Source organism: Rhodanobacter panaciterrae (genome assembly GCF_014651895.1).
GTDB classification, from domain to species: domain Bacteria; phylum Pseudomonadota; class Gammaproteobacteria; order Xanthomonadales; family Rhodanobacteraceae; genus Rhodanobacter; species Rhodanobacter panaciterrae.
Map to the genome: position 1 here is coordinate 1,590,302 of NZ_BMXT01000001.1, position 20,862 is coordinate 1,611,163.

A 20,862-nucleotide genomic window follows, 5' to 3' on the forward strand; every position below is an offset into this window, starting at 1 on the left:
ACGAGCCTGCTCATGCCAGCATCTTCTCCACCGGCAGCACGTACATCTCGCGCGCACCGGCTTTCTTGATCTCTTCCAGCTGTCGCCAGCTCACCTCGCCGGCGCACAGCGCCTGCAACATCAGTTGATCCGGCTGACCGGCGACCGACAGCAGGGTCGGCTGCGGGCCGCCCGGCAGCAGCCGGGTAACCGCTTCAAGCGTGGCCCGAGAGGTCTGCAGCAGCAGCAGGCGCGATTCGCGCACCTGGATCACGCCATCCAGCCGCTTCAGCAGCAGCTCCAGCATGTCACCACGCTCATCGACCGGCAGCGTCAACGGACCCGCCAGCACCGCCTCACTTTCCAGCAGCACCTCGGCCTCGCGCAGCTGATTCGCGACCAAGGTGCCGCCGCTCTGCACCAGATCGCAGATCGCGTCCGCGGTGCCCAGCTTCGGCGCAATCTCGACCGAGCCGGCCAGCATCACCACGCCGGCATTTACGGCATGCGTGCGCAGCCATTCGCCGAGCAGGCCGGGATACGAGGTGGCGATACGCCGACCTTCCAGCTGCTGCGGCCCGTGGTAATCCAGCTCCTGTGGCACCGCGATCGACAAGCGACAGCGACCGAAACCGAGCGGGCGCAGTTCACTGAGCGGCGCGAGCTCGCGGCCGGCGGTGAGCTGGAATTCGCTGAGCACATTGCGTCCGACGATGCCGAGGTCGCAAACACCTTGGGCGATCAAGCCGGGAATGTCGTCATCGCGCACCAGCAGCAGGTCGACCGGCTCGCCCTCACCGAAACAGAACAGCTTGTCGCGACTCTGCCGGAACGTGAGCCCGCAACGGGTGAGCAGTTCCAGCGCCGGCTCAGTGAGCCTGCCGGATTTCTGCATCGCAATACGCAAACGGTCACGCGTCTTCATGTCTTTGCCTTCTTCGCTGCCAGCGTCTGCCGCCGCGCCGCACGTGCTGCCGCGGCCAGATAGCCGCCATTGCCCTGATTGAGATAGCGCGCCACCCGCCCGATAGTGGTGATACTTACTGCGGTGCGCTCGTGAATCTCCCGATAGGCGATGCCTTCCAGCAGATACGGTACTACCCGCCAGCGGTCCACCAGCACCTCCAGCTCTGCCGGGGTGCACAGGTCACCCAGGAAGGCACCCATCTCGTCTGCGTTCTTCAGCGACAACAGCGCTTCGCACAGGCTCAGCTTGGCCGACTCGTCAGGGGTTTCTGGATCAAGTGATCGACGCTTCATAATGTACTAATGCATTAACACAGTGGATCGCATGATACATGGCATGCAGCGGCGCGGCAAACCTGCCGGCGACACGCGTCAATCATTATTCAGATTCCGCCGAACCTGGCGCATGACCGACCATGTCTGCGGCACAGATAAATCGAGGCGGCGGCAAAGCCCGGATTGCCCCGAGTCCAGTGATCACAGATCAGCAGAACCGCGAAGTCGCGACGCAAGGTCATGCTGCAAAGCCGCTCGGGCATCCGTCGTACCCGCCAACAAAAAACCCCGCCAAGGCGGGGTTCTTGTCAGTCCAGCCTGAGCCGGGACCGTATCAGGCCGATTTTTTCTTCGGCGCGGCCTTCTTGGCGGCAGCCGGCTTGGTCACGGTCGGCTTGGCGCCGACGACAGCCGGCAGCGCGCCGTGTGCACGGGTATTGCCGTAGCTGCCGCGATAGGTCTTGCCGCGACGGGTCTTGCGATCGCCCTTACCCATGGGAACTCCTTGATTCGTTAGATGAATGATCAAGCATCATAGCAGGTCAGCCGGAGTCACCATAGTCAGCCATGATTATGCCCGGCACAGCCCCTGGGCTGGTCCAGGCACTCGCCCGGATCTACCTGCACGGTCACATGCTGGATGTCGAAGCGCTCCAGCAGCATCTGCTTGATCGCCTGCAACGCCTTGGCGCTGTCGGCAGGCTCATGCAGCTCGGCATGCAGGGTGGCCATGCGCGAGCCTGAAGCGAGCTGCCAAACATGCAGGTGATGGATGTCGCGGATCGAGGCGTCGGCACCGCGCAGCGACGCTTCCACCTCGGCACTGTCCATGCCGTCGGGCACACCTTCCAGCAGGATGTGCGCAGACTGCCGCAGCAATCGCCATGCGCTGTTCAGGATAAGCAGCGACACCAGCATCGACAGCACCGGGTCGGCCCACAACCAGCCGAACCAGCGAATGGCCAGCGCAGCCAGCACTGCCGCCAGCGAACCGAGCAGATCGCCCAGCACATGCAGACTTGCACCGGCCAGGTTGACGTCGTCGTGCGCATGCCCGTGCAGGGTGCGCAGCACCAGCAGGTTTACCAGCAGGCCAATGACCGCCACCACCAGCATCACGCCAGACAGGATGGCTCCCGGATGCAGCAGGCGCAGTACCGCTTCGTAAATGATCCAGCCAACCAGCACGAACTGGCTCAAGGCATTGACGAAACCGACCAGTACTTCCATCCGGCCATAACCGTAACTGCGCCGCGCATCGGCCGGCCGGGTCGCCATCCATGCGCCGACCACGGCCAGCAGCAACGCCAGCGAATCGACCATCATGTGGCCGGCATCCGCCAGCAAGGCCAAAGAACCGGACCACGCACCGCCGATCACTTCGGCCACCATCATCAGGATGGTCAGTACTAATGCGAATACCAGCTTGCGACTGCGCCCGTCGCCGGAGCCTGCATGCTCGTGCGTGTGCGGATGGTCGTGCTGATGGTTGTGATGGGTACTCATGCGTGCATGCTAGGAACGGCGGCCGCCGTTACACAATCACCAGCGACCTGGACATGCCGTTCAATGCAGGCCATTCAATGCGCGCACTGCGGGCCATGCACATGGTCGTCGCTGTGGCGGCTGTCGCGGCGCAGATTGATGAAATGCGCGCTGGCCAGCAGCAAGCCACCGCAGGTCACCAGCACACTGTGCAGGATGATCGAATAGTTTTCGGCAAAGGTGACACCGAGCAGCAGCAGCGCCAGCCCTGGCGCCGCCAGCAACAATGGCAGCGGTTCCTGATGCCTGCGAAAACCACGCACCAGGGCAAACAGCGCCAGCGTGCAGGCAAACAGCACGAAACCACGCTCGAAGCGGTGGTCAGCGAGAAATTCCAGGCCCACGAACGGCAACAGCACCAACACGAACGGCAGCAGCGCGCAGTGGATCGCGCACAGGAAAGACGCCACCGCGCCGACGCGATCGGCAATACGCCACCAGCGGGTTTTGTTCGCCTGCTCGGAATCCATCAACCTGCCCTGGCGTCACCAAATGCGGTGACTCTGTATCCAGTGGCCATCATGTTACTTTATAACACTGACCAGCGCCACATCCGAAAACCGGTGTTCAGGCTTTGCGGCACTGCTTGCAGGTGCCATGCACTTCCAGCGTCTGCGCCTGCGGCTTGAAACCAAGCGCCTTGGCCTGCGCTTCGATCAGCTCGGCCACCCGCTCATCGCAGACCTCCTCCGCGCTGGAACAGGTATCGCAAATCAGGAACGGCACCTGATGCGCTTCCGTCGGGTGGTGGCAGGAGACGAAGGCATTGATCGACTCGAGCTTGTGGATGAAACCGTTCTCCAGCAGGAAGTCGAGCGCTCGATAGACCGTGGGCGGCGCCGCGTTGCCGTGCTTCTCACGCAGCTGATCCAGCAGGTCGTACGCCTTGACCGGCTTGTGCGCGGCAGCGATCAATTCCAGCACTTCCTTGCGCAACGGAGTCAGGCGCAGGCCGCGTTCCTCGCTGGCATGCTCCACAGCGCGCACGAATCCCTTGGCATCGTGATGATGCGGATGATGCGCGTGCGGACTGTGTGCGGCGTCGTGACTCAAGGGGTTCACCTCAACGGAAGATCATACACTGCGGTTCGTGACGACCTTGAGCAGGCTCAATGTCGAAGCGGCGGCGGCTCGGCGCGCGGCCTGGGCCGGGGCTTGGCGAGGATCACGACCCAACCGATCGGCCCCAGCACGAGCGCCCAGACGATGCCTTCCGCCGTCCGACCGCGCCACCAGCCAAGCAGTGCGCCGACGGCGACGAACAGCAGGTTCCACCAGAACATGGCGGCCCACGGCAGCATATTCAACAGATTGACGAAGATCTGCCAGAACGCGCCCGGTGCGTCGGGATCGACGCCCTGGGAGGCTCTGGCGATCAGTTCGTCCATGTCGAGCTCAGTGCGTCATCGACATGGTGAGGATCAACTCTGCGCCAGGGCGATTGCAGCGTCGACGCGCTTGAGCGCCTCGCTGCGACCGGCCAGATAGATCGTGTGCTCGATCGACGGTGACACCTGGGTGCCGGTCATCGCCACCCGCAACGGCTGGGCGATCTTGCCCATGCCCAGTTCCAGTTTCGCGGCAACCTGCTCGATCACCTGATGGATCGGCTCGGGTTTCCACTCGCACTCGGCCAGCAATGGCTTGGCCGCGTCGAGCACGGCCACCGCACAGTCGTTCTTCAGATGCTTGGCAACCGCCTTGTCGTCCCATTCGGCGATCGGCGCGTACCAGATCTTCGCGCGCTCGGCCATTTCCTTCAGCGTGTGCACACGATCGCGCAGCGCCACGATCACGTCGACCGGCGCCGGGCCTTTCGAGGTGTCGATACCGGCGCGCGTCAGATGCCATTCGAATTCTGCCGCCAGCGACTGCGCTTCGTCGGTCTTCAGATAATGCTGGTTGAGCCACGCCAGCTTCTCGGTATCGAAGCGCGAGGCCGCCTTGTTCACGTCAGCAATGTCGAACAGCGCAATCATCTGCTCGCGCGAGAAGATCTCCTGATCGCCATGTGACCAGCCCAGTCGCACCAGATAATTCAGCAGTGCATGCGGCACGAAGCCATCGGCACGGTAGTCCATTACGCTGACCGCGCTGGTGCGCTTGGACAGCTTCTTGCCCTCCTTGTCGAGGATCATCGGCAAGTGCGCGAACTCCGGCACCTTGGCACCGAGCGCGTGGTAGATGTTGATCTGGCGCGGCGTGTTGTTGACGTGGTCGTCGCCGCGGATCACCTCGGTGATGCCCATGTCGATGTCGTCGACCACCACGGCGAAGTTGTAGGTCGGCCAACCATCGGAGCGGAAGATCACCAGATCGTCCAGCTCGGTGTTGGCCCACTCGATCCGGCCCTTCACCTTGTCGTCGAATACCACCGAGCCTTCGCTCGGATTCCTGAAGCGGATCACACGATTCGGATCGTCGCGCAGGGGTTCGTTGCGGTCGCGGTAGTAGCCGTTGTAGCGCGGTTTCTCGCCCTTCGCCATCGCGGCCTCACGCATCGCCTCGATCTCGTCCTTGCTCTCGTAGGCGTAATACGCCTTGCCGGCGGCCACCAGCTCGTCGGCCACCTGCTTGTACCGCTCAAGCCGCCGGGTCTGGTAGAACGGACCTTCGTCGGCGTCGAGATCGAGCCAGTGCATCGCATCGATGATGGCTTTCACCGCCTCATCGGTCGAACGCTCGCGATCGGTATCCTCGATGCGCAGAATGAACTCGCCGCCGCGACGACGCGATTCCAGCCAGCAGTACAGTGCGGTGCGGGCACCGCCGATGTGCAGGAAACCGGTGGGGCTGGGGGCAAAGCGGGTGCGGACAGTCATGGATTTTCAAAGGATGCGGAGCGAAGCGATGGATTTTAGCCGATACCGGGGCACAAACCGCGGCCTCCCCGCGCATGCGCGACGCAGCATGCGCATGGCGGTATTCGCCACACTCATGCTGGGATTTGCCCTGCCCGCGCTGGCCGACAACCCGGGCTACGATCGCCCTGGCTACGGCTTCACGCCCGTCGTGCTTGGCGCCGGCGACATCACCGTCGAACAGGGGCTGCCGGACTGGAGCCGTAGTCGGCAGGATGGCATCACCAGCTCCCAGTACAGCGCCGACAGCCTGCTGCGCGTCGGTATCGGCGGCCCGCTGGAACTGCAGTTTGGCAGCTCGCCGTGGAATTCGCTGCGGCAGAGCGGTGCCGGGAGCGACGACCACAGCCAAGGGCATGGCGACACGATACTCGGCCTGAAACTGGCGCTACCCTCCTCCAACCAGGCCTTCAGCTGGGGCCTGCTGGGCAGCGTGGAATTCACCGATGGTGCGAAGGCATTTCGCAGCGCCCATCGCCAATACCTGCTCGGCGCCCAATTCAACCTGCAGGCCAATGAGCGCAACTCGCTGGGCCTGTATCTCCAGGATGTGCGCAGCGGCGGCGCGGACAGCACCACCGTGGCGGTCAGCGACAACTACGCGCTAAGCAAGACGCTGACGCTGTATGCCGAAACCGCGTGGCTGCATGCGCCGGATCAGGGCAGCGGCACGCTGGCTGGTGGCGGACTGGCGTGGATGATCACGCCGCGTGTGCAGCTCGATGCCGGCTTTGACCGTCGACTGAGCGGAGCCACTCCCCAGTGGCAGGCCAACTTGGGCGCATCGATTTATTTCGGGCGCTGAAGTTTTCAAACATGACAAACACTTCTGTGCTCCGTGTGACGCTCGGGGCGACATCTCGGCTCATAAGGCATCCTTGCATGCCCAGCCACTGCATATGTACACATTGGGATTTACGTAGCCCGGGTTCAGAGACACGGTGTGCGCGCCCGGCAGCCACATAGGTCTGATGACAGAGCGATTTTCGCCTAACTCGATGCTTGGATTCTCATCCTGCTCTGTTGGTGCTCTTCGCAGCACATATTTCACTTCGAGCAGCGGGTGATGGCGCACTTCAGCACTCTGCGCGCCACCGGCTGGCGCCTGCTGCTGGGCTTCCGGCGTAAAAGCTACGGAAGCGAGTGAGGCACACGGCGTACCCAACGCGAGCAGACACAGAAGGTATTTCATGACGCCACTCCCGAGTGAACCGTTTCCGCTACAAACAGGCTTACTTGACGTGGATAGTAATCCTCTTTGACACCAGCGGCGGATCGAACGGCACATGGTTCGCATCGCCAAGTTCCAGTTGCAGCGTATGCGTGCCCGGTTTCAGCTTCAGCGTGGCCTCGGTCTGGCCAGCGCCGAAGTGGAGATGGTTATCGTCCTTCGGAATCGGCTGACCGGTGGGCGGCAGCTCCTTTACGTCGACCAGCAGATGATGGTGGCCGGTGCCCTCCTTGGCGACGCCAGCCGGCGCTACGCCCATGCCCTTGAGGCCGAAGCGCACGGTGAACTCCTGACCGACAGTGGCGCCATCGCTGGGCGAGATGATGTAGACCGCAGCGTCGGCGGGAGCCTTGGTGGCCGTCAGGGCCGGCGCATCGGCAGCCATCGCGGTGCCGAATAGTCCAGCCAGGGCAAGCGCAAGCAGGATCTGTTTCATCGGGCTCTCCAGATGGGCAGGAAGGCCCAGTGTAGACGCGCCAGCATGGACAGGGCATCCCAGCGCGTCACCGCGGCGTCATGCACCCGCCACACCGCCGCAACGCCAGCTGACGAGGATATGCCAAGCCAGCACGGGTATCGTCATGCGCATCGGCATCGTCAGTGAAACCTATCCACCGGAAATCAACGGCGTCGCACTGACCGTGCACAGTCTCGCCGCCGGCCTGGTCGCCCGTGGCCATCAGGTGGATCTGATCCGACCACGCCAGCCACAGCCTCACCGCGACGAACCCGGCATCGACGTACTCAGCGTGCCTGGCGGCGCGCTGCCGCGTTATCCCGGTTTGCGCTTCGGCCTGCCCGCCGGCCGTACGCTGCGCCAGCACTGGCGGCAGCAGCGCCCCGATGCGATCTATGTCGCCACCGAGGGCCCGCTCGGCTGGTCGGCGGTGCGCGCGGCCGCGCGACTGGGCATCCCGGTCAGCAGCGGTTTCCACACCCGCTTCGACAGCTACGCCAATCATTACGGCCTGGGCCTGCTCACGCCGCTGGTGCGCAGCTATCTGCGCCGCTTTCACCGCCGCAGTGCCGCCACCCTGGTACCGACCGACGCTCTCGCACAGGAGTTGCACGCCATGGGTATCTGCAACGCTCGCCTGCTGCGTCGCGCGGTGGACACGCAACTGTTCCACCCGAACCAGCGCGATGACAAGTTGCGCGACAGCTGGGGCGTCGATGCCGCCACCCCAGTGGTGTTGTACGTGGGGCGTATTGCACCGGAAAAGAATCTCGAGCTGGCGGTACAGGCGTTTCGCGCGATCCAGCAACGGATACCGCAGGCGCGCTACGTCTGGGTCGGCGATGGCCCGGCGCGCGCCGCACTGGAAGCCGCGCATCCGGATTTCATCTTTGCCGGTGTGCAGCGCGATGAGGCGCTGGCGCGGCACTACGCCAGCGCGGATGTGTTTCCGTTCCCCAGTCTCAGCGAAACCTTCGGCAACGTGATTCTCGAGGCGCTAGCCGCCGGCCTGCCGGTGGTGGCGTATGCCGAAGGTGCGGCACGCGAACATCTGGTCGACGGCGTCAACGGGTATTGCATCGAGTCGGGCAATGCAGCGGCGTTCGTCGACGCTTCCGCCCGGCTGGCCAGCAACCCGGGTCTGATCCGGCATATGGGTCGTGCCGCACACGTCGGCGTGGCCGGGCTTTCGCCGGATGCTGTGATCCGCGATTTCGAAACCCTGCTGCGCGAAATGGCCGAGGAGAATCACCATGAGCACTTTGCCGCCGCTGCACACGCCTGAGCTGTCGATCGGGCCAACACGTTTCGCACTGGATCGCCGCGTCTGCGTGGCGGCGAACCGCTGGGGTGCACGACGCGCCGTGGGAATGTTCTTTGGCGCGATCAGCCGACTTGGCGATGGCATGTTCTGGTATGCGCTGATGGCGGTGCTGGCCGTGGTCGGCGGTCAACACGGACTCGCCGCCGCCGCGCACATGGCCGTTACCGGACTTGTCGCCCTGCTGCTGTATCGCCTGCTCAAGCGCTGGACCCATCGTCCGCGCCCCTACCGTGTCTGTCCCGGCGTGATCGCCCACGTCCCGGCGCTGGACGAATTCAGCTTTCCGTCGGGGCACACATTGCAGGCGGTGAGCTTCACCATCGTCGCGCTGGCCTGGTATCCGCAACTTGCGCCGCTGCTGCTCAGTTTCACCGTGCTGGTGGCTGCCTCGCGAGTGATCCTCGGGCTGCACTATCCCAGCGATGTACTCGCCGCGATCGTCATCGGCAGCGGGCTGGGTGCGTCGTCGTTGTGGCTGCTCTCGCTGGCAACGAAACTCGCGTGAGCCGACGCACGGCTGAGCAGTCTTTGCGCACGCCGTCACAAGCGCCTTTGCGGTCAGTCAGATAGCGCACTTGTCCACAGGCTTTACCGACTACGCTCCACAATCGCTGTGGATTACTCCACATCGAACCGGCACGCGCTGCGCAAAATGTCAGCACGCCGTGCCAAGTGCCTGTTGGCAAAAGGGCCAAGCAAGGTTGTCCACAGGCTTTCATGGAAGGCGTGCACAGAAGCTGTGGAAAACTGTATCAGCGGATACGACGAGGCTGATCCAGCATGCGTCTTCACCGCATGTCATGCCTGCACAATTCCTGATCAACGCGTAGCAAGTGCCTGATCGACAAGCCGCAGAGTCGGCTTGTCCACAGGCTTTACCGGCAGGCGTCCACATCGATTGTGGAAAACCCGTGCGTCGAATACCCATACGCAGAAACGACGATGCCGCCTGACGGCGGCATCGCTACGCACAACGGTGCACCATCAGGCGGCGCGCGGCGCCTTCACCAGAAGACCGAGCAGATCGGCCAGCTTGTCGCGCATCTCGCGGCGGTCGACGATCAGATCGATCGCACCATGCTCGAGCAGAAACTCCGAACGCTGGAAGCCTTCCGGCAGCGTCTCGCGCACGGTCTGCTCGATCACGCGCGGACCGGCGAAACCGATCAGCGCCTTCGGCTCGCCGATATTGATGTCGCCAAGCATCGCCAGACTGGCGGACACACCGCCGGTGGTCGGGTTGGTCAGCACGCTGATGTACGGCACGCCGGCATCGCGCAGACGCGCCAGCGCCGCCGAGGTCTTGGCCATCTGCATCAGCGAGAACAGCGCCTCCTGCATGCGCGCGCCGCCGGTGGCAGAGAAGCACACCAGCGCGCTCTTGTCGGCCAGCGCGCGTTCGGCGGCACGTGCAAATTTCTCGCCGACCACCGAGCCCATCGAACCGCCCATGTAGGCGAATTCGAACGCCACCGCCATCAGCGGACGGCCCTTGAGCTTGCCGCTCATGGCGACCATCGCATCCTTCTCGCCGAGCTTCTTCTGGGTGCTGACGATGCGGTCGCGATACTTCTTGGTGTCGCGGAATTTCAGCGGATCGGTGGGCTCCAGGCTGGCCCACAGCTCCTGCATGGAACCTTCATCCAGCAAGGTATCCAGCCGCATGCGCGCACTGATGTAGTGATGATGGCTGCACTTCGGGCACACCATCAGGTTGCGCTCGAGCTCCGGCCGGTACAACACGGTGCCGCAACCGCCGCATTTTTCCCACACGCCCTCGGGTACCGAACCCTTGCCGCCGTTCGTACTCTGCGGGCGGGTGCGCGGGTTCATGATTTTCTGCAGCCAATTCATCGCATCACCCTGACTATTCGTGAGCGCGCCCTTCGCTGGCAGCGCCTGCTCTCAATTTCAATGCGCTCAATGTGCATCGAGCGCAGCGCGGATCGGCGCGAGAAACGCCTGGACCCGCACGGTTATTTCTTCGGCGTCCGTCGCCCCGGCCAGTCGTTCGACCAGCGCGCTGCCAATCACCACCGCATCGGCAAAACCAGCGATTGCCTTCGCACTCGCCGCATCGCGAATGCCGAAGCCCACCGCCACCGGCGCCTTCGCACGGCTGCGGATGTCCGCCACGCGCGCAGCAATATCACCGGTACTCAAGTGTGCCGCACCAGTGATGCCGGCAAACGAGACATAGTACAGGAAACCCTCTGCGGAACCGCACAGCTGCGCCATACGCGCGGGTGCGGTGGTCGGCGCGGCGAGCAGGATCTGCTGCAATCCGGCGTCGCGCAGCGGCCGCAGGACCGCCGATTCTTCCAGCGGACAATCGACCAGCAGCACACCATCGACGCCGGCCTGCACGGCTTCCTGCGCGAAGCGCGCATAGCCGTGAATCTCGACCGGATTCAGATAGCCCATCAGCACGATCGGCGTTTCGGCATCACGCTGGCGGAACGCGGCGACCCAGCCCAGCACTTCGTTCAGACCCACGCCCTTTGCGATCGCCCGCTCGCTGGCGTGCTGGATCACCGGGCCATCGGCCATCGGATCGGAAAACGGCACGCCCAGCTCGATCAGGTCGGCCCCGGCATCGACCAGCGCATGCATCAACGCCACCATGTGCTGCGGTGACGGATCGCCGGCGGTGACGAACGGAATCAGGCCGGTGCGATGAGTGGCTTTCAACGCAGCGAAGCGGACGTCGATGCGGCTCATACCTCGACTCCTTCGCGCGCAGCGATCGTGTGCACGTCCTTGTCGCCGCGACCGGAGAGATTGCACAGCACGATGCCGTCCTTCGGCATCTCGCGCGCCAGCTTGATCGCCTGCGCCACCGCATGACTGGATTCCAGCGCCGCCAGAATGCCTTCGGTCCGCGCCAGCAGGTGAAACGCCTCCATCGCCTCATCGTCGGTCACCCCGACGTAGTCGGCGCGACCGACATCCTTGAGGAAGGCATGCTCGGGACCGACGCCCGGATAATCGAGCCCCGCCGAGATCGAATGCGTTTCGTTGATCTGGCCGTTGTCGTCGCACAGCACATAGGTGCGATTGCCGTGCAGCACGCCAGGCCTGCCCGCAGCCAGCGAGGCCGCGTGATGCCCCGTCGCAATGCCCTCGCCCGCGGCCTCGGCACCGACGATGCGCACATCGGCGTCGTTGAGGAAGGCGTGGAACAGACCGATCGCGTTGGAACCGCCACCGACACAGGCAGTCAGCACATCCGGCAGGCGACCGTACTGCTCCAGCATCTGCGCGCGCGCCTCGCGGCCGACGATCGCGTTGAAGTCGCGCACCATCAACGGATACGGATGCGGGCCGGCCACCGTGCCGATGATGTAGAAGGTGTCGGCGACGTTGGTGACCCAATCGCGCATCGCCTCGTTCAGCGCATCCTTCAGCGTCTTCGAACCTGACGTCACCGGCACGACTTCGGCACCGAGCAGCTTCATGCGGTAGACGTTGATCTTCTGCCGCTCGATATCGACCGCACCCATGTAGACCACGCATTTCAGGCCGAGCCGCGCAGCCACCGTGGCACTGGCCACGCCGTGCTGGCCGGCGCCAGTCTCGGCGATGATGCGCGGCTTGCCCATGCGCTTGGCGACCAGCGCCTGGCCCACGGTATTGTTGATCTTGTGCGCGCCGGTGTGGTTCAAGTCCTCGCGCTTGAACAGGATGCGCGCGCCGCCCACATGCTGCGACAGCCGCTCAGCGTGATAGATCGGGCTGGGCCGGCCGACGTAATGCTTCAGGTCGCGGTCGAGCTCGGCGATGAATTCCGGATCGTCGCGCAGGCGCAGATAGGCTTCGGTCAGTTCGGCCAGCGGCGCCATCAGCGTCTCGGCAACATAGCTGCCGCCGTAGTTGCCAAAGCGGCCATACGCGTCGGGGAAAGCGTTGAAATCCACGATCTTGCTCATCTTGTCATTCGATCCGGAAGGCAGGAACAGCGGGTGTGCGCTCCTGCGAAGACGTATGCCGCACTGCGGCAAGCGATCATCTTAGCGGCATCCTCGGTGCCGGGCGAGTCGACCGGGACCCTCAGCCCGCCTCCACGGCGCGCACTGCATGGATGAAGGCCGCCAACTTGTCCGGATCCTTGACGCCCGGCGACGACTCGACGCCACTGGCCACATCCACCGCCCACGGTCGCAGCAGGCGCACGGCATCGGCCACATTGCCGGCGTGCAGACCGCCAGCCAGGATCATCGGTTGCATCAGCTCACCCGGCAGCAGCGACCAGTCGAACGCCTTGCCGCTGCCACCTGCTTCACCGAAGCCGTGGCCATCCAGCAGCAGGCCGGCGGCATGCGGGTAATCGCGCAACCGCGGCAACGCAGCGGCGCCGTCGCCCATCGCGATGGCTTTCAGGAAGGGAAGGTCGAATTGCATGCACCATTCATCGGTTTCGCTGCCATGGAATTGCAGCAACGTGGGTCGAACTTCCTCGATCACCTGACGCACCAGCCGCGCATCGTCATCCATGAACAACGCGACGGTGGCGACGAACGGCGGCAGCGCCGCGACGATCTCCCGTGCCCGAGCCAGCGTCACCTGCCGTTTGCTGCGCGCGGTAAACACCAGCCCGATCGCATCGGCACCGAGGCGCGCGGCCAGCAGCGCATCCTCGACCCGAGTCATGCCGCAGCATTTGATGCGAGTCATTGGCTCACCTCCATCGGAAGCCCCCAGTGCCGCTCATAACGTGGCCCGATGAAGGTCAGACCCGAGGCTGGCGCAGTCGGCCCGGCCACCTGACGATCGCAGCCAGCCAGCAGTTCGGCCATCCATGTGATGGGTTGCTCGCCACGGCCGATCATCAGCAGGGAGCCGACGATATTGCGCACCATGTGATGCAGAAACGCATTCGCCTCGATGTCGACGAAGACCTGCTCGCCCTGGCGTCGCACGCTCACCGCCAACGCCGTGCGCCGCGGATGCACCGCCTGACAGGACAGCGCGCGGAACGCGCTGAAGTCATGCTCACCCAGCAGCGCCTGCGCGGCGGCGTGCATCCGCTCCGCATCCAGCGGCAGGCGTTCCCAGGTGACATAACGCGCGTCCAACGCCGCACGCACCGGCCGATTGAGGATGTGATAACGGTAGCGGCGACTGCGCGCGGCATAGCGCGCGTGGAAACTTTCCAGCACCGGCTGCGCCCACAGCACCGCCACGCTGGCAGGCAGATTGGAACAGGTGCCAAGCATCCAGCCACGCATGTCGCGCTGTGCCTCGGTGTCGAAATGCACCACCTGGCAACGGCCGTGCACGCCGGCATCGGTGCGTCCCGCACAGCTGACTTCGACCGGGTGCGCGGCGACCTTCGACAGCGCTTGTTCGAGTGCGCCCTGCACGCTGGCATCCGTCTTCAGCCGCTGCCAGCCGCAGAAATCGGTGCCGTCGTATTCAATGCCAAGGGCGATACGCATGGAGTCGTGCAAGGGTTCACTGGAAGACACGGAAGATTAGCAGGCCACAATGCAATCGGGCCGGCAAGGCCGGCCCGATTGCATTGTGCGAACCGCGGCGACTGGCTCAGTGCAGGTTATCGAGCAGACGCTTGGCGACATCCCGCTGCATCTGGCTGCCTTCCTTCATTACCTCGCCCAGCATGGCGCGGGCGCCATCGGCGTCACCCATGTCCAGATAGGCACGAGCAAGATCGAGCTTGGTATCGATCGGGTCGTCATTGAACTCGCCCAGATCATGGCCCGGATCGCTGGCCTGATGCGTGCTGTCCGCCTCGTCGAAATGCCAGCTCGAAGCCGACTCGGCCGTTGTGGCGGCATGCGTGTCGGACGCATGCGTGTCCGCCTTCAGCGGCGCCACCACGGTGGCGTCGTCCGAAGCCAGCGTGTGCGTGCCCGATTCGGCAGCAGGTGGTTTGGTCAGATCGAAATTGAAGTTGTATTCACTGACCTTCTTCGGTGCGCCCGACGGCAACGGCGGCATCGACGATACGACCGTGGGCGCGTCGCTTTCGGCCGCATAGTCGTCGATGTCGAATTCGCGATGGGCCTCGGCATCCTCATGCACCGGCAATTCGGGATGGTGGTCGAACAGCGGGTGGCCCGGCACCAGATCCTCGCCCATGTGCACCACGTCCTGCCATTCGTCCTGCTGCGGATCGGTGATATGCGCGTGCATGGCTTCAGCCGCTGCCTCGAAGTGCTCAACGTCGCGCCGCGAGTAGTACAGCGTGACCAGCTCCAGATGCAGATAGATGTCGTCCGGATGCTCGGCCAGCTGATCGAGCAGTTCTTCCTGATCGACATCGTCGCTGCCGACGAGGTCCTGTCCAGCCGATGGCGTCGAACTGAAACGATCGGCCAGCGACGATGCGGATGGCGCCGACGCGGCAGCGGCCGGTTTGCGACGACCGAGCATGGCCAGCAGGATCAACAGCACGATGGCAGCGCCACCGGCGCCCCATGCCCAAGTCTGCATGTACCACGGCTGCTCGACCACCGACGTAGCTGAGCTTGGCTTGACCACAGGTTTGGCCACCGGCTTGACCGGTGCCGGTGTGACGGCTGCCGTAGCCGACGCGGAGCTGCTCGCCGCTGGCGGACTGGCGGGCGCAGCCGGAGTGGCGGCGGTCACCGCGGTCGAACTCGCCGCAACAGGGGCCGAACCCGCACTCGCCGCGGTGCTGGCCGTGGCGGTTTCCAGGTGTTCAGGCAGCGCCGCCGTCCCGGCAGCCTTTGCCACGCTGGCGGCCGGGGTCGGCTCGGTCGTTGTCACCGCTGCCGCCGCCGGCAGACCAGCGGACTTGCGCGCTGCCGCCAGTTTGGCCTGCAGTTCGGCAATCTCGTTGTCCTTCAGTGACAGCAGATGCTCATTCTTGCTGTTGATGTCCGCCAGATCCTTCAGGCGGGTTTTCAGATCGGTGCTCTGCTGCTGCAGGCTGGCCAGGCTTTCCTGGCTGCGCAGGAGATCCTGACGAATGCTGGCGACGGCTGCCTTGTCGCCCTTGCTGGCGGCACCGCTGCCCTGGGCTCCGCTACCGTTGCCGTCCTTCGCCGGCATCAGCGCCAAGCGGTCACCCGCGTCGCTGGATGCGTTGCTGGGAGCACTTGAAGCGGACGCGCGGGTTGCCGTATCGGCCACGAGCGCAGGCTTGCCCGGCGTGCCGGCACGCCAGTCACTGTTCTGACGACGTACTTCAGCCACGGCCGCAGCGATGGTCATCGCCTGCGCCTCGGCGGAGGTCGGCACACGCAGTACCGCACCACTCTTCAGCGCATTGATGTTGTCGCGGTAGAACGCCTCGGGATTGGCCTGCTTCAACGCCAGCAGCATCTGCTGCACATCGACTCCCGCCGGTGCGGTGCTGCGGGCGATCGACGACAAGGTCTGGCCACGCTGGACCAGGCCGTACTGGCCATTGCTAACGGCAGCCGGTGCCGCCTTGGGAGCTGCGGCAACAGGCGCCTGCGTCGATGCCGTCTTGGCATGCACGGGCTGGCTTGGTGCCGTTGCTTGCGTCAGCGACGCCTTCGCTTGCGTGGGTACCGGTGCAGCTGCGACAGCGGCGGGGGCCGCCGTCGCTGCATTGGCCGGATCAAGCAGGATGGCGAATTCGCGCACGCTCTTGCCTGCGCTGCTGTTCACTTCCAGCAACAGGTCGAGGTAGGGATCGTCGACTGCCTGGCTGCTGGTAATCCGGATGACCTTGCCACCCGCGGCGTTGGCCACACTGAAATGCAGCGGGATCGTGGTGCGACCACCGACGATGCCGGCACGGGCAAATTCCTCACTGGAAGCCAACTGGACGCTGAGATTCTGCAATTCCGCCGGACTGGCAGGATGCAGCGGAATTTCCGCCAGCAAGGGCTGCCCCAACGCCGATTTGACCTGGATCTGACCAAGGTCCAGTGCCATGGCCTGGCTGGTGCCCAAGGCCAGTGCCACCAGCATCGACAATTTCAACGAACGATTCATGCGTGTTCCCCCGAACGATCTTTGGCGCAACTCTTGTGGTGTCGCCGCGGTGGCGGCTACTGCGGCAAACGAGGTGCCACTTTAGTTATATGCAGAGCAATCAACAATAGCTGCGGCGAATACTTGCAGAGCATTGCTGCGGTGTGTTCTCACCGCAGCGGAACGCTCTGATGCTGCGCAGGTGCCGGGGTGGCCCGCAGTTCCTGCAATTGTTTCTGCAGCTCGGCGATCGCCTGATCCTGCTGTTGCAGGCGCTCACTGGCGCGCTTGCTGTCCGATTCCTGCTTGGCGAGATCCTGTTCCAGCCGCTTCACCTCGGCCTGGCTCCGGGTCACGCGTTGCTTGACCTTGGGCAGCGATGCCGTGGCCTGTGCAGCCGGCTGTGACTTGGATTGGTCGCTGCCGGCCCATGCCGCCGACGCCAGCACTAGGCCAATGACACCCACGAATTGCAAATAACGCATCTTAGAGATAGTCCTCGATCAGCAGTTCGGCGATCTGCACGGCGTTCAGCGCCGCGCCCTTGCGGATATTGTCCGAGACGACCCACATATCCAGCCCGCGCTCGTGCGAGATGTCCTCGCGGATGCGCCCGACATACACCGCATCGGTGCCGGCCGCCTCGCCCACCGGAGTCGGGTAGCCGCCCGGCTTGCGCTCGTCCACCAGCACCACGCCCGGCGCCTGCCGCAGCAGTTCGCGGGCCTGTTCGGCGGTGATCTTGTCGCTGGTTTCGATATGCACTGCCTCGGAGTGGCCATAGAACACCGGCACGCGCACCGCGGTCGGGTTCACCTGGATCGACTCGTCTTCCAGGATCTTGCGGGTTTCCCACACCAGCTTCATTTCTTCCTTGGTGTAGCCGTTCGGCTGGAAGTCGTCGATCTGCGGAATCACATTGAACGCGATCTGCGCGGGGAATTTCTTGCCCGGCTCCACGCTTTGGAAGTTCAGCAGGGCCGCAGTCTGCTTGCCCAGTTCTTCCATGCCGGTGCGACCGGCGCCGGAGACCGACTGGTAGGTGGCCACATTGATCCGCTCGATCTGCACCGCGCGGTGGATCGGCGCCAGCGCCACCAGCATCTGCATGGTCGAGCAGTTCGGGTTCGCGATGATGCCGCGTTGGGTGTACTGCGCGATTGCGTGCGGGTTGACCTCGCTGATCACCAGCGGGATATCGTCCTGGTAACGGAACTCCGAGGTGTTGTCGATCACCACCGCACCGGCCGCCGCCGCGCGCGGCGCATGCTCGCGGCTGACCGAGCCGCCGGCCGAGAAGAACGCGATGTCGACGCCCGCAAAATCGTAGGTATCGAGCAGCTGCACGGTGATGTCCTGACCACCGAAGCTGACCTTGCCGCCGGCCGAACGCTCACTGGCCAACGGCACCAGCTCGCTGACCGGAAAATCGCGCTCAGCGAGGATCGCCAGCAGGGTCTCGCCGACGGCGCCGGTGGCGCCGACCATCGCGACTTTGTAACTGCTCTTCTTGCTCATGGGTCTCGATTCTTTGCTCAGGACGGGGATGTGGCGCCAGCTCAGGCCAGCACGTTCGGGTTGAGGATCGTCGGTGGCCGCCCGGCATGCGGGCCATGGCCAAACAACGCCAGCACATTGTCGACTGCCAAGGCGGTCATTGCGCGGCGTGTTTCCTGACTGGCACTGGCGATATGCGGGCTGAGCAGCACATTGTCCAGCTCAAGCAGGGCTGGATGCACGGCCGGTTCGCCCTCGAACACGTCCAGCGCGGCGCCGGCCAGTCGCCGTTCGCGCAGTACCACAGCCAGCGCGGCATCGTCGACGATGCCGCCGCGGGCCACGTTGATCAGCATCGCCGTCGGCTTCATTTGCGCCAGCTCGGGCGCGCCGATCGCGTGCCGGGTCTGCGTCGTCAACGGCAGCACCAGCATCAGGAAATCGGACTCGCGCAGCAATTGCTGCTTGTCGACGTAGCGCGCGTTGCAGGCACGCTCATCCGCCTCCGGCAGCGGCGAACGGTTGTGATAGAGCACCGGCATGCCGAAACCGCTGGCACGGTGCGCAATGGCCTGGCCGATGCGGCCCATGCCGAGAATGCCCAGCGTGCGCCCGCGCACGTCCATGCCCAGCCACGCCTTGAATTCGGTGGCGTGCCAGTGGCCCGCGCGCAGCCAGCGCTCGGCAGCATTCATCCGCCGCGCGACGCCGAGCATCATGGCCCAGGCATAGTCGGCCACGCTCTCGTTGAGCACGTCGGCGGTATTCGAGGCGGCGATGCCGGCTGCGCTCAGCGCGTCCAGATCGAGATTGTCGTAGCCGACGCCGAGGTTGGCGACGATGCGCAACCGCGTCGCAGCGGCGATTTCCGCTGCACCGATGCGATCCTTCAGACCCACGATCACCGCATCCTGTCCGGCCAGCTTGGCGGCCAGCTCGGTCCGGCTGAACTTCACCTCTTCCGGCTCGGCGGTCACCTCGAAATGCGGCTCGAGCCGGGCAATGATGCCCGGAAAGGTGGGCCGGGAAATCCAGACTCGCGGCTTGTCACTCATCGGTATGGCTCCGGTTGCAGTGCCGCGTCATGGAATACGTGGTGCCACTGCACCCACATCGCCACATTGCGCACGATGACGCAAAGCGTGGTCGATCAGGACCAGCGCCATCATCGCCTCGGCGATCGGCGTGGCACGGATGCCGACGCACGGATCGTGACGACCCTTGGTCACCACCTCGGTCGGCTCGCCAGCGAGGTTCACGCTGTGGCCGGGAATCAGGATGCTGGAAGTAGGCTTGAGCACCATCGAGGCTGTCACCGGCTGGCCGCTGCTGATGCCACCGAGAATGCCGCCGGCATGATTGGAGGCAAAGCCGTCCATGCTCATCTCGTCACGATGTTCGCTGCCGTGCTGGATGACTGCGGCGAAACCATCGCCGATCTCCACACCCTTGACCGCGTTGATCGACATCAGCGCGCTGGCCAGATCGCCATCGAGCTTGCCGTAGATCGGCTCGCCCCAGCCCGGTGGCACGCCGTCGGCGACCACGTTCACGCGCGCGCCGACCGAATCGCCAGATTTGCGCAGCGCGTTGATATAGGTTTCCAACGCAGGCACCTGCGCCGCCGCCGGCCAGAAGAACGGGTTCTGCTCCACCGCCGCCCAGTCGAACGCATCCGGCGTGATCTCGCCGATCTGCGCCAGGTAACCACGCACGCGCACGCCGTAACGCTCGGCCAGCCACTTCTTCGCAATGACGGCAGCGGCCACGCGCATGGTGGTCTCGCGCGCCGAGGAACGTCCGCCGCCGCGCGGATCGCGGATGCCGTACTTCTGCCAATAGGTGTAGTCGGCATGACCGGGACGAAACGTCTGCACGATATCGCCGTAATCCTTGCTGCGCTGATCCGTATTGCGGATCAGCAGCGCGATCGGCGTGCCGGTGGTCTTGCCTTCGTAGACGCCGGAGAGAATTTCAACGTCGTCCGCTTCGTGCCGTTGCGAGGTGTAACGGCTCCGGCCGGTGGCGCGGCGTTCGAGATCGGTCTTGAACTCTTCCGGACTGATCGGCAACCCCGGCGGGCACCCGTCGATCACGCAGCCGATCGCCGGTCCGTGGCTTTCGCCGAAGGTGGTGACAGTGAAGAGTTTGCCGAAGGAGTTGCTGGACACGGGGTCTGGACGTCTGAAGGAAACCCTCACAGCTTAACGCGACAGCGCCCGGATCGGGTCAGTGCGCCAATTGCGCGGCACGCCACTCGCTGGCCAGCAGCGCGAATACCACGTCGTCGACCCATTCACCGTGCAGCCACAGGCTTTCGCGGTGATGGGCCTCCTGCCGCATGCCGAGCGCGCGCAGCATCGCCATGCTGGCGAGGTTGCGCGGATCGACCGAGGCGTGAATGCGATGCCGGCCAAGTTGACCGAATACCAGCTCGAAAAGGGCACGCACCGCCTCGCTGGCATAGCCCCTGCCCTGATGGACCGGCGCGATGCTGATTCCGAACTCGACCGAACCCTCGGCATCCGCTGGCAGGTGAATGCCCAGGTCGCCGATCAATGCTTCACCATCACGTAGACGGATCGCGCGCTGAAACCAGCTATCCGGCATATCCAGCGACGCACCGGCCTGACGCTCGATGAAATCTGCCGCCTCGGCCACGCTGGCCGGACGCCAGCCCTGAAAACGGGATACGTCCGGATCGGCACGATAGCCGAACAACGCCGCGGCGTCCGCCGCACGCAAGGCATCGAGCCGGAGGCGCGGTGTGTTCAGTTCCATGCGGCGAAGTTCT

Annotated in this window: 24 protein-coding genes; 3 read left to right on the forward strand and 21 right to left on the reverse strand. The window is 64.4% G+C overall.

The window, feature by feature from the left end; all coding sequences use genetic code 11:
• Window positions 1-10: 10 nt before the first annotated feature.
• The 8 genes from hisG to gltX form a co-directional block, all read right to left on the reverse strand.
• Entirely contained in the window at window positions 11-904 is an 894-nt protein-coding gene (hisG, locus tag IE071_RS07380; protein WP_158753384.1) for an ATP phosphoribosyltransferase, read from the reverse strand.
• On the reverse strand, window positions 901-1,239 hold the full coding sequence (locus IE071_RS07385; protein ID WP_189440441.1) for a YerC/YecD family TrpR-related protein: 339 nt from the start codon (window positions 1,237-1,239) through the stop codon (window positions 901-903). The genes hisG and IE071_RS07385 overlap by 4 nt, the downstream gene beginning before the upstream one ends.
• Window positions 1,240-1,555: 316 nt before the next feature.
• A complete protein-coding gene (locus IE071_RS07390; protein ID WP_007805033.1) occupies window positions 1,556-1,717 on the reverse strand; it encodes a 30S ribosomal protein THX in 162 nt (53 codons plus the stop codon).
• A gap of 65 nt (window positions 1,718-1,782) precedes the next feature.
• Window positions 1,783-2,727 carry a cation diffusion facilitator family transporter gene (locus IE071_RS07395; RefSeq protein WP_189440443.1) on the reverse strand — a complete coding sequence of 315 codons (945 nt, stop codon included), beginning with the start codon at window positions 2,725-2,727 and terminating at the stop codon, window positions 1,783-1,785.
• Window positions 2,728-2,801: 74 nt separating this feature from the next.
• Entirely contained in the window at window positions 2,802-3,236 is a 435-nt protein-coding gene (locus tag IE071_RS07400; protein WP_189440445.1) for a MerC domain-containing protein, read from the reverse strand.
• A gap of 97 nt (window positions 3,237-3,333) precedes the next feature.
• On the reverse strand, window positions 3,334-3,819 hold the full coding sequence (locus IE071_RS07405; protein WP_189440447.1) for a transcriptional repressor: 486 nt from the start codon (window positions 3,817-3,819) through the stop codon (window positions 3,334-3,336).
• A gap of 56 nt (window positions 3,820-3,875) precedes the next feature.
• Window positions 3,876-4,154 (reverse strand): hypothetical protein, encoded by a 279-nt coding sequence (locus tag IE071_RS07410; protein ID WP_189440448.1) that lies wholly within the window; start codon window positions 4,152-4,154, stop codon window positions 3,876-3,878.
• A gap of 33 nt (window positions 4,155-4,187) precedes the next feature.
• Window positions 4,188-5,588: a glutamate--tRNA ligase gene (gene gltX, locus IE071_RS07415; protein ID WP_189440450.1), complete on the reverse strand. Its 1,401-nt coding sequence runs from the start codon at window positions 5,586-5,588 to the stop codon at window positions 4,188-4,190.
• 94 nt (window positions 5,589-5,682) lie between these two features.
• Here gltX and IE071_RS07420 point away from each other — a divergent pair, with 94 nt between their 5' ends.
• Window positions 5,683-6,432 (forward strand): transporter, encoded by a 750-nt coding sequence (locus tag IE071_RS07420; protein ID WP_229792787.1) that lies wholly within the window; start codon window positions 5,683-5,685, stop codon window positions 6,430-6,432.
• A gap of 60 nt (window positions 6,433-6,492) precedes the next feature.
• Here IE071_RS07420 and IE071_RS07425 read toward each other — a convergent pair whose 3' ends face one another.
• Both IE071_RS07425 and IE071_RS07430 read right to left on the reverse strand, forming a co-directional pair.
• A complete protein-coding gene (locus IE071_RS07425; protein WP_189440453.1) occupies window positions 6,493-6,819 on the reverse strand; it encodes a hypothetical protein in 327 nt (108 codons plus the stop codon).
• A gap of 40 nt (window positions 6,820-6,859) precedes the next feature.
• Window positions 6,860-7,294: a DUF4399 domain-containing protein gene (locus tag IE071_RS07430; protein WP_189440454.1), complete on the reverse strand. Its 435-nt coding sequence runs from the start codon at window positions 7,292-7,294 to the stop codon at window positions 6,860-6,862.
• Between the two features lie 145 nt (window positions 7,295-7,439).
• Here IE071_RS07430 and IE071_RS07435 point away from each other — a divergent pair, with 145 nt between their 5' ends.
• A complete protein-coding gene (locus IE071_RS07435; RefSeq protein WP_189440456.1) occupies window positions 7,440-8,600 on the forward strand; it encodes a glycosyltransferase family 4 protein in 1,161 nt (386 codons plus the stop codon).
• Entirely contained in the window at window positions 8,569-9,144 is a 576-nt protein-coding gene (locus IE071_RS07440; protein ID WP_189440458.1) for a phosphatase PAP2 family protein, read from the forward strand. The genes IE071_RS07435 and IE071_RS07440 overlap by 32 nt, the downstream gene beginning before the upstream one ends.
• Before the next feature lie 479 nt (window positions 9,145-9,623).
• On the opposite strand, the gene accD is transcribed toward IE071_RS07440, so the two are convergent.
• From accD to IE071_RS07495, 11 genes are all read right to left on the reverse strand, one after another.
• On the reverse strand, window positions 9,624-10,493 hold the full coding sequence (gene accD, locus IE071_RS07445; RefSeq protein ID WP_189440461.1) for an acetyl-CoA carboxylase, carboxyltransferase subunit beta: 870 nt from the start codon (window positions 10,491-10,493) through the stop codon (window positions 9,624-9,626).
• 66 nt (window positions 10,494-10,559) lie between these two features.
• Window positions 10,560-11,360 (reverse strand): tryptophan synthase subunit alpha, encoded by an 801-nt coding sequence (gene trpA / locus IE071_RS07450; protein ID WP_189440463.1) that lies wholly within the window; start codon window positions 11,358-11,360, stop codon window positions 10,560-10,562.
• Window positions 11,357-12,568 carry a tryptophan synthase subunit beta gene (trpB, locus tag IE071_RS07455; RefSeq protein ID WP_189440464.1) on the reverse strand — a complete coding sequence of 404 codons (1,212 nt, stop codon included), beginning with the start codon at window positions 12,566-12,568 and terminating at the stop codon, window positions 11,357-11,359. Before trpB ends, trpA begins: the two co-directional genes overlap by 4 nt.
• 121 nt (window positions 12,569-12,689) lie before the next feature.
• A complete protein-coding gene (locus IE071_RS07460; RefSeq protein ID WP_189440466.1) occupies window positions 12,690-13,313 on the reverse strand; it encodes a phosphoribosylanthranilate isomerase in 624 nt (207 codons plus the stop codon).
• Window positions 13,310-14,077, reverse strand: a complete 768-nt coding sequence (truA, locus tag IE071_RS07465; RefSeq protein ID WP_189440468.1) for a tRNA pseudouridine(38-40) synthase TruA — start codon at window positions 14,075-14,077, stop codon at window positions 13,310-13,312. The genes IE071_RS07460 and truA overlap by 4 nt, the downstream gene beginning before the upstream one ends.
• 106 nt (window positions 14,078-14,183) lie before the next feature.
• Window positions 14,184-16,592, reverse strand: coding sequence for a motility hub landmark protein FimV (locus tag IE071_RS07470; RefSeq protein WP_189440470.1), 2,409 nt, complete (start codon window positions 16,590-16,592; stop codon window positions 14,184-14,186).
• A gap of 149 nt (window positions 16,593-16,741) precedes the next feature.
• A complete protein-coding gene (locus IE071_RS07475) occupies window positions 16,742-17,056 on the reverse strand; it encodes a hypothetical protein (protein ID WP_189440474.1) in 315 nt (104 codons plus the stop codon).
• A 1-nt stretch (window position 17,057) separates the two neighbouring features.
• Complete coding sequence (locus IE071_RS07480; RefSeq protein WP_189440476.1) at window positions 17,058-18,089, reverse strand: aspartate-semialdehyde dehydrogenase; 1,032 nt, start codon at window positions 18,087-18,089, stop codon at window positions 17,058-17,060.
• 41 nt (window positions 18,090-18,130) lie between these two features.
• Complete coding sequence (locus tag IE071_RS07485; RefSeq protein WP_189440477.1) at window positions 18,131-19,123, reverse strand: 2-hydroxyacid dehydrogenase; 993 nt, start codon at window positions 19,121-19,123, stop codon at window positions 18,131-18,133.
• A gap of 27 nt (window positions 19,124-19,150) precedes the next feature.
• On the reverse strand, window positions 19,151-20,239 hold the full coding sequence (gene aroC / locus IE071_RS07490; protein WP_189440478.1) for a chorismate synthase: 1,089 nt from the start codon (window positions 20,237-20,239) through the stop codon (window positions 19,151-19,153).
• Between the two features lie 58 nt (window positions 20,240-20,297).
• Window positions 20,298-20,849, reverse strand: a complete 552-nt coding sequence (locus IE071_RS07495) for a GNAT family N-acetyltransferase (protein ID WP_189440479.1) — start codon at window positions 20,847-20,849, stop codon at window positions 20,298-20,300.
• Window positions 20,850-20,862 lie beyond the last annotated feature (13 nt).

Excerpts from the sequence above, each read along its gene's own strand:
- IE071_RS07430 (WP_189440454.1), bottom strand. The coding sequence starts at position 7,294 with ATGAAACAGATCCTGCTTGCGCTTGCCCTGGCTGGACTATTCGGCACC.
- IE071_RS07385 (WP_189440441.1), bottom strand. The coding sequence starts at position 1,239 with ATGAAGCGTCGATCACTTGATCCAGAAACCCCTGACGAGTCGGCCAAG.
- IE071_RS07435 (WP_189440456.1), top strand. The coding sequence starts at position 7,440 with ATGCGCATCGGCATCGTCAGTGAAACCTATCCACCGGAAATCAACGGC.
- hisG (WP_158753384.1), bottom strand. The coding sequence starts at position 904 with ATGAAGACGCGTGACCGTTTGCGTATTGCGATGCAGAAATCCGGCAGG.
- IE071_RS07460 (WP_189440466.1), bottom strand. The coding sequence starts at position 13,313 with ATGACTCGCATCAAATGCTGCGGCATGACTCGGGTCGAGGATGCGCTG.
- IE071_RS07485 (WP_189440477.1), bottom strand. The coding sequence starts at position 19,123 with ATGAGTGACAAGCCGCGAGTCTGGATTTCCCGGCCCACCTTTCCGGGC.
- IE071_RS07395 (WP_189440443.1), bottom strand. The coding sequence starts at position 2,727 with ATGAGTACCCATCACAACCATCAGCACGACCATCCGCACACGCACGAG.
- IE071_RS07440 (WP_189440458.1), top strand. The coding sequence starts at position 8,569 with ATGAGCACTTTGCCGCCGCTGCACACGCCTGAGCTGTCGATCGGGCCA.
- IE071_RS07425 (WP_189440453.1), bottom strand. The coding sequence starts at position 6,819 with ATGAAATACCTTCTGTGTCTGCTCGCGTTGGGTACGCCGTGTGCCTCA.
- IE071_RS07420 (WP_229792787.1), top strand. The coding sequence starts at position 5,683 with ATGGCGGTATTCGCCACACTCATGCTGGGATTTGCCCTGCCCGCGCTG.
- IE071_RS07410 (WP_189440448.1), bottom strand. The coding sequence starts at position 4,154 with ATGGACGAACTGATCGCCAGAGCCTCCCAGGGCGTCGATCCCGACGCA.
- gltX (WP_189440450.1), bottom strand. The coding sequence starts at position 5,588 with ATGACTGTCCGCACCCGCTTTGCCCCCAGCCCCACCGGTTTCCTGCAC.
- IE071_RS07495 (WP_189440479.1), bottom strand. The coding sequence starts at position 20,849 with ATGGAACTGAACACACCGCGCCTCCGGCTCGATGCCTTGCGTGCGGCG.
- trpA (WP_189440463.1), bottom strand. The coding sequence starts at position 11,360 with ATGAGCCGCATCGACGTCCGCTTCGCTGCGTTGAAAGCCACTCATCGC.
- IE071_RS07400 (WP_189440445.1), bottom strand. The coding sequence starts at position 3,236 with ATGGATTCCGAGCAGGCGAACAAAACCCGCTGGTGGCGTATTGCCGAT.
- IE071_RS07475 (WP_189440474.1), bottom strand. The coding sequence starts at position 17,056 with ATGCGTTATTTGCAATTCGTGGGTGTCATTGGCCTAGTGCTGGCGTCG.
- trpB (WP_189440464.1), bottom strand. The coding sequence starts at position 12,568 with ATGAGCAAGATCGTGGATTTCAACGCTTTCCCCGACGCGTATGGCCGC.
- truA (WP_189440468.1), bottom strand. The coding sequence starts at position 14,077 with ATGCGTATCGCCCTTGGCATTGAATACGACGGCACCGATTTCTGCGGC.
- IE071_RS07390 (WP_007805033.1), bottom strand. The coding sequence starts at position 1,717 with ATGGGTAAGGGCGATCGCAAGACCCGTCGCGGCAAGACCTATCGCGGC.
- accD (WP_189440461.1), bottom strand. The coding sequence starts at position 10,493 with ATGAATTGGCTGCAGAAAATCATGAACCCGCGCACCCGCCCGCAGAGT.
- IE071_RS07480 (WP_189440476.1), bottom strand. The coding sequence starts at position 18,089 with ATGAGCAAGAAGAGCAGTTACAAAGTCGCGATGGTCGGCGCCACCGGC.
- IE071_RS07470 (WP_189440470.1), bottom strand. The coding sequence starts at position 16,592 with ATGAATCGTTCGTTGAAATTGTCGATGCTGGTGGCACTGGCCTTGGGC.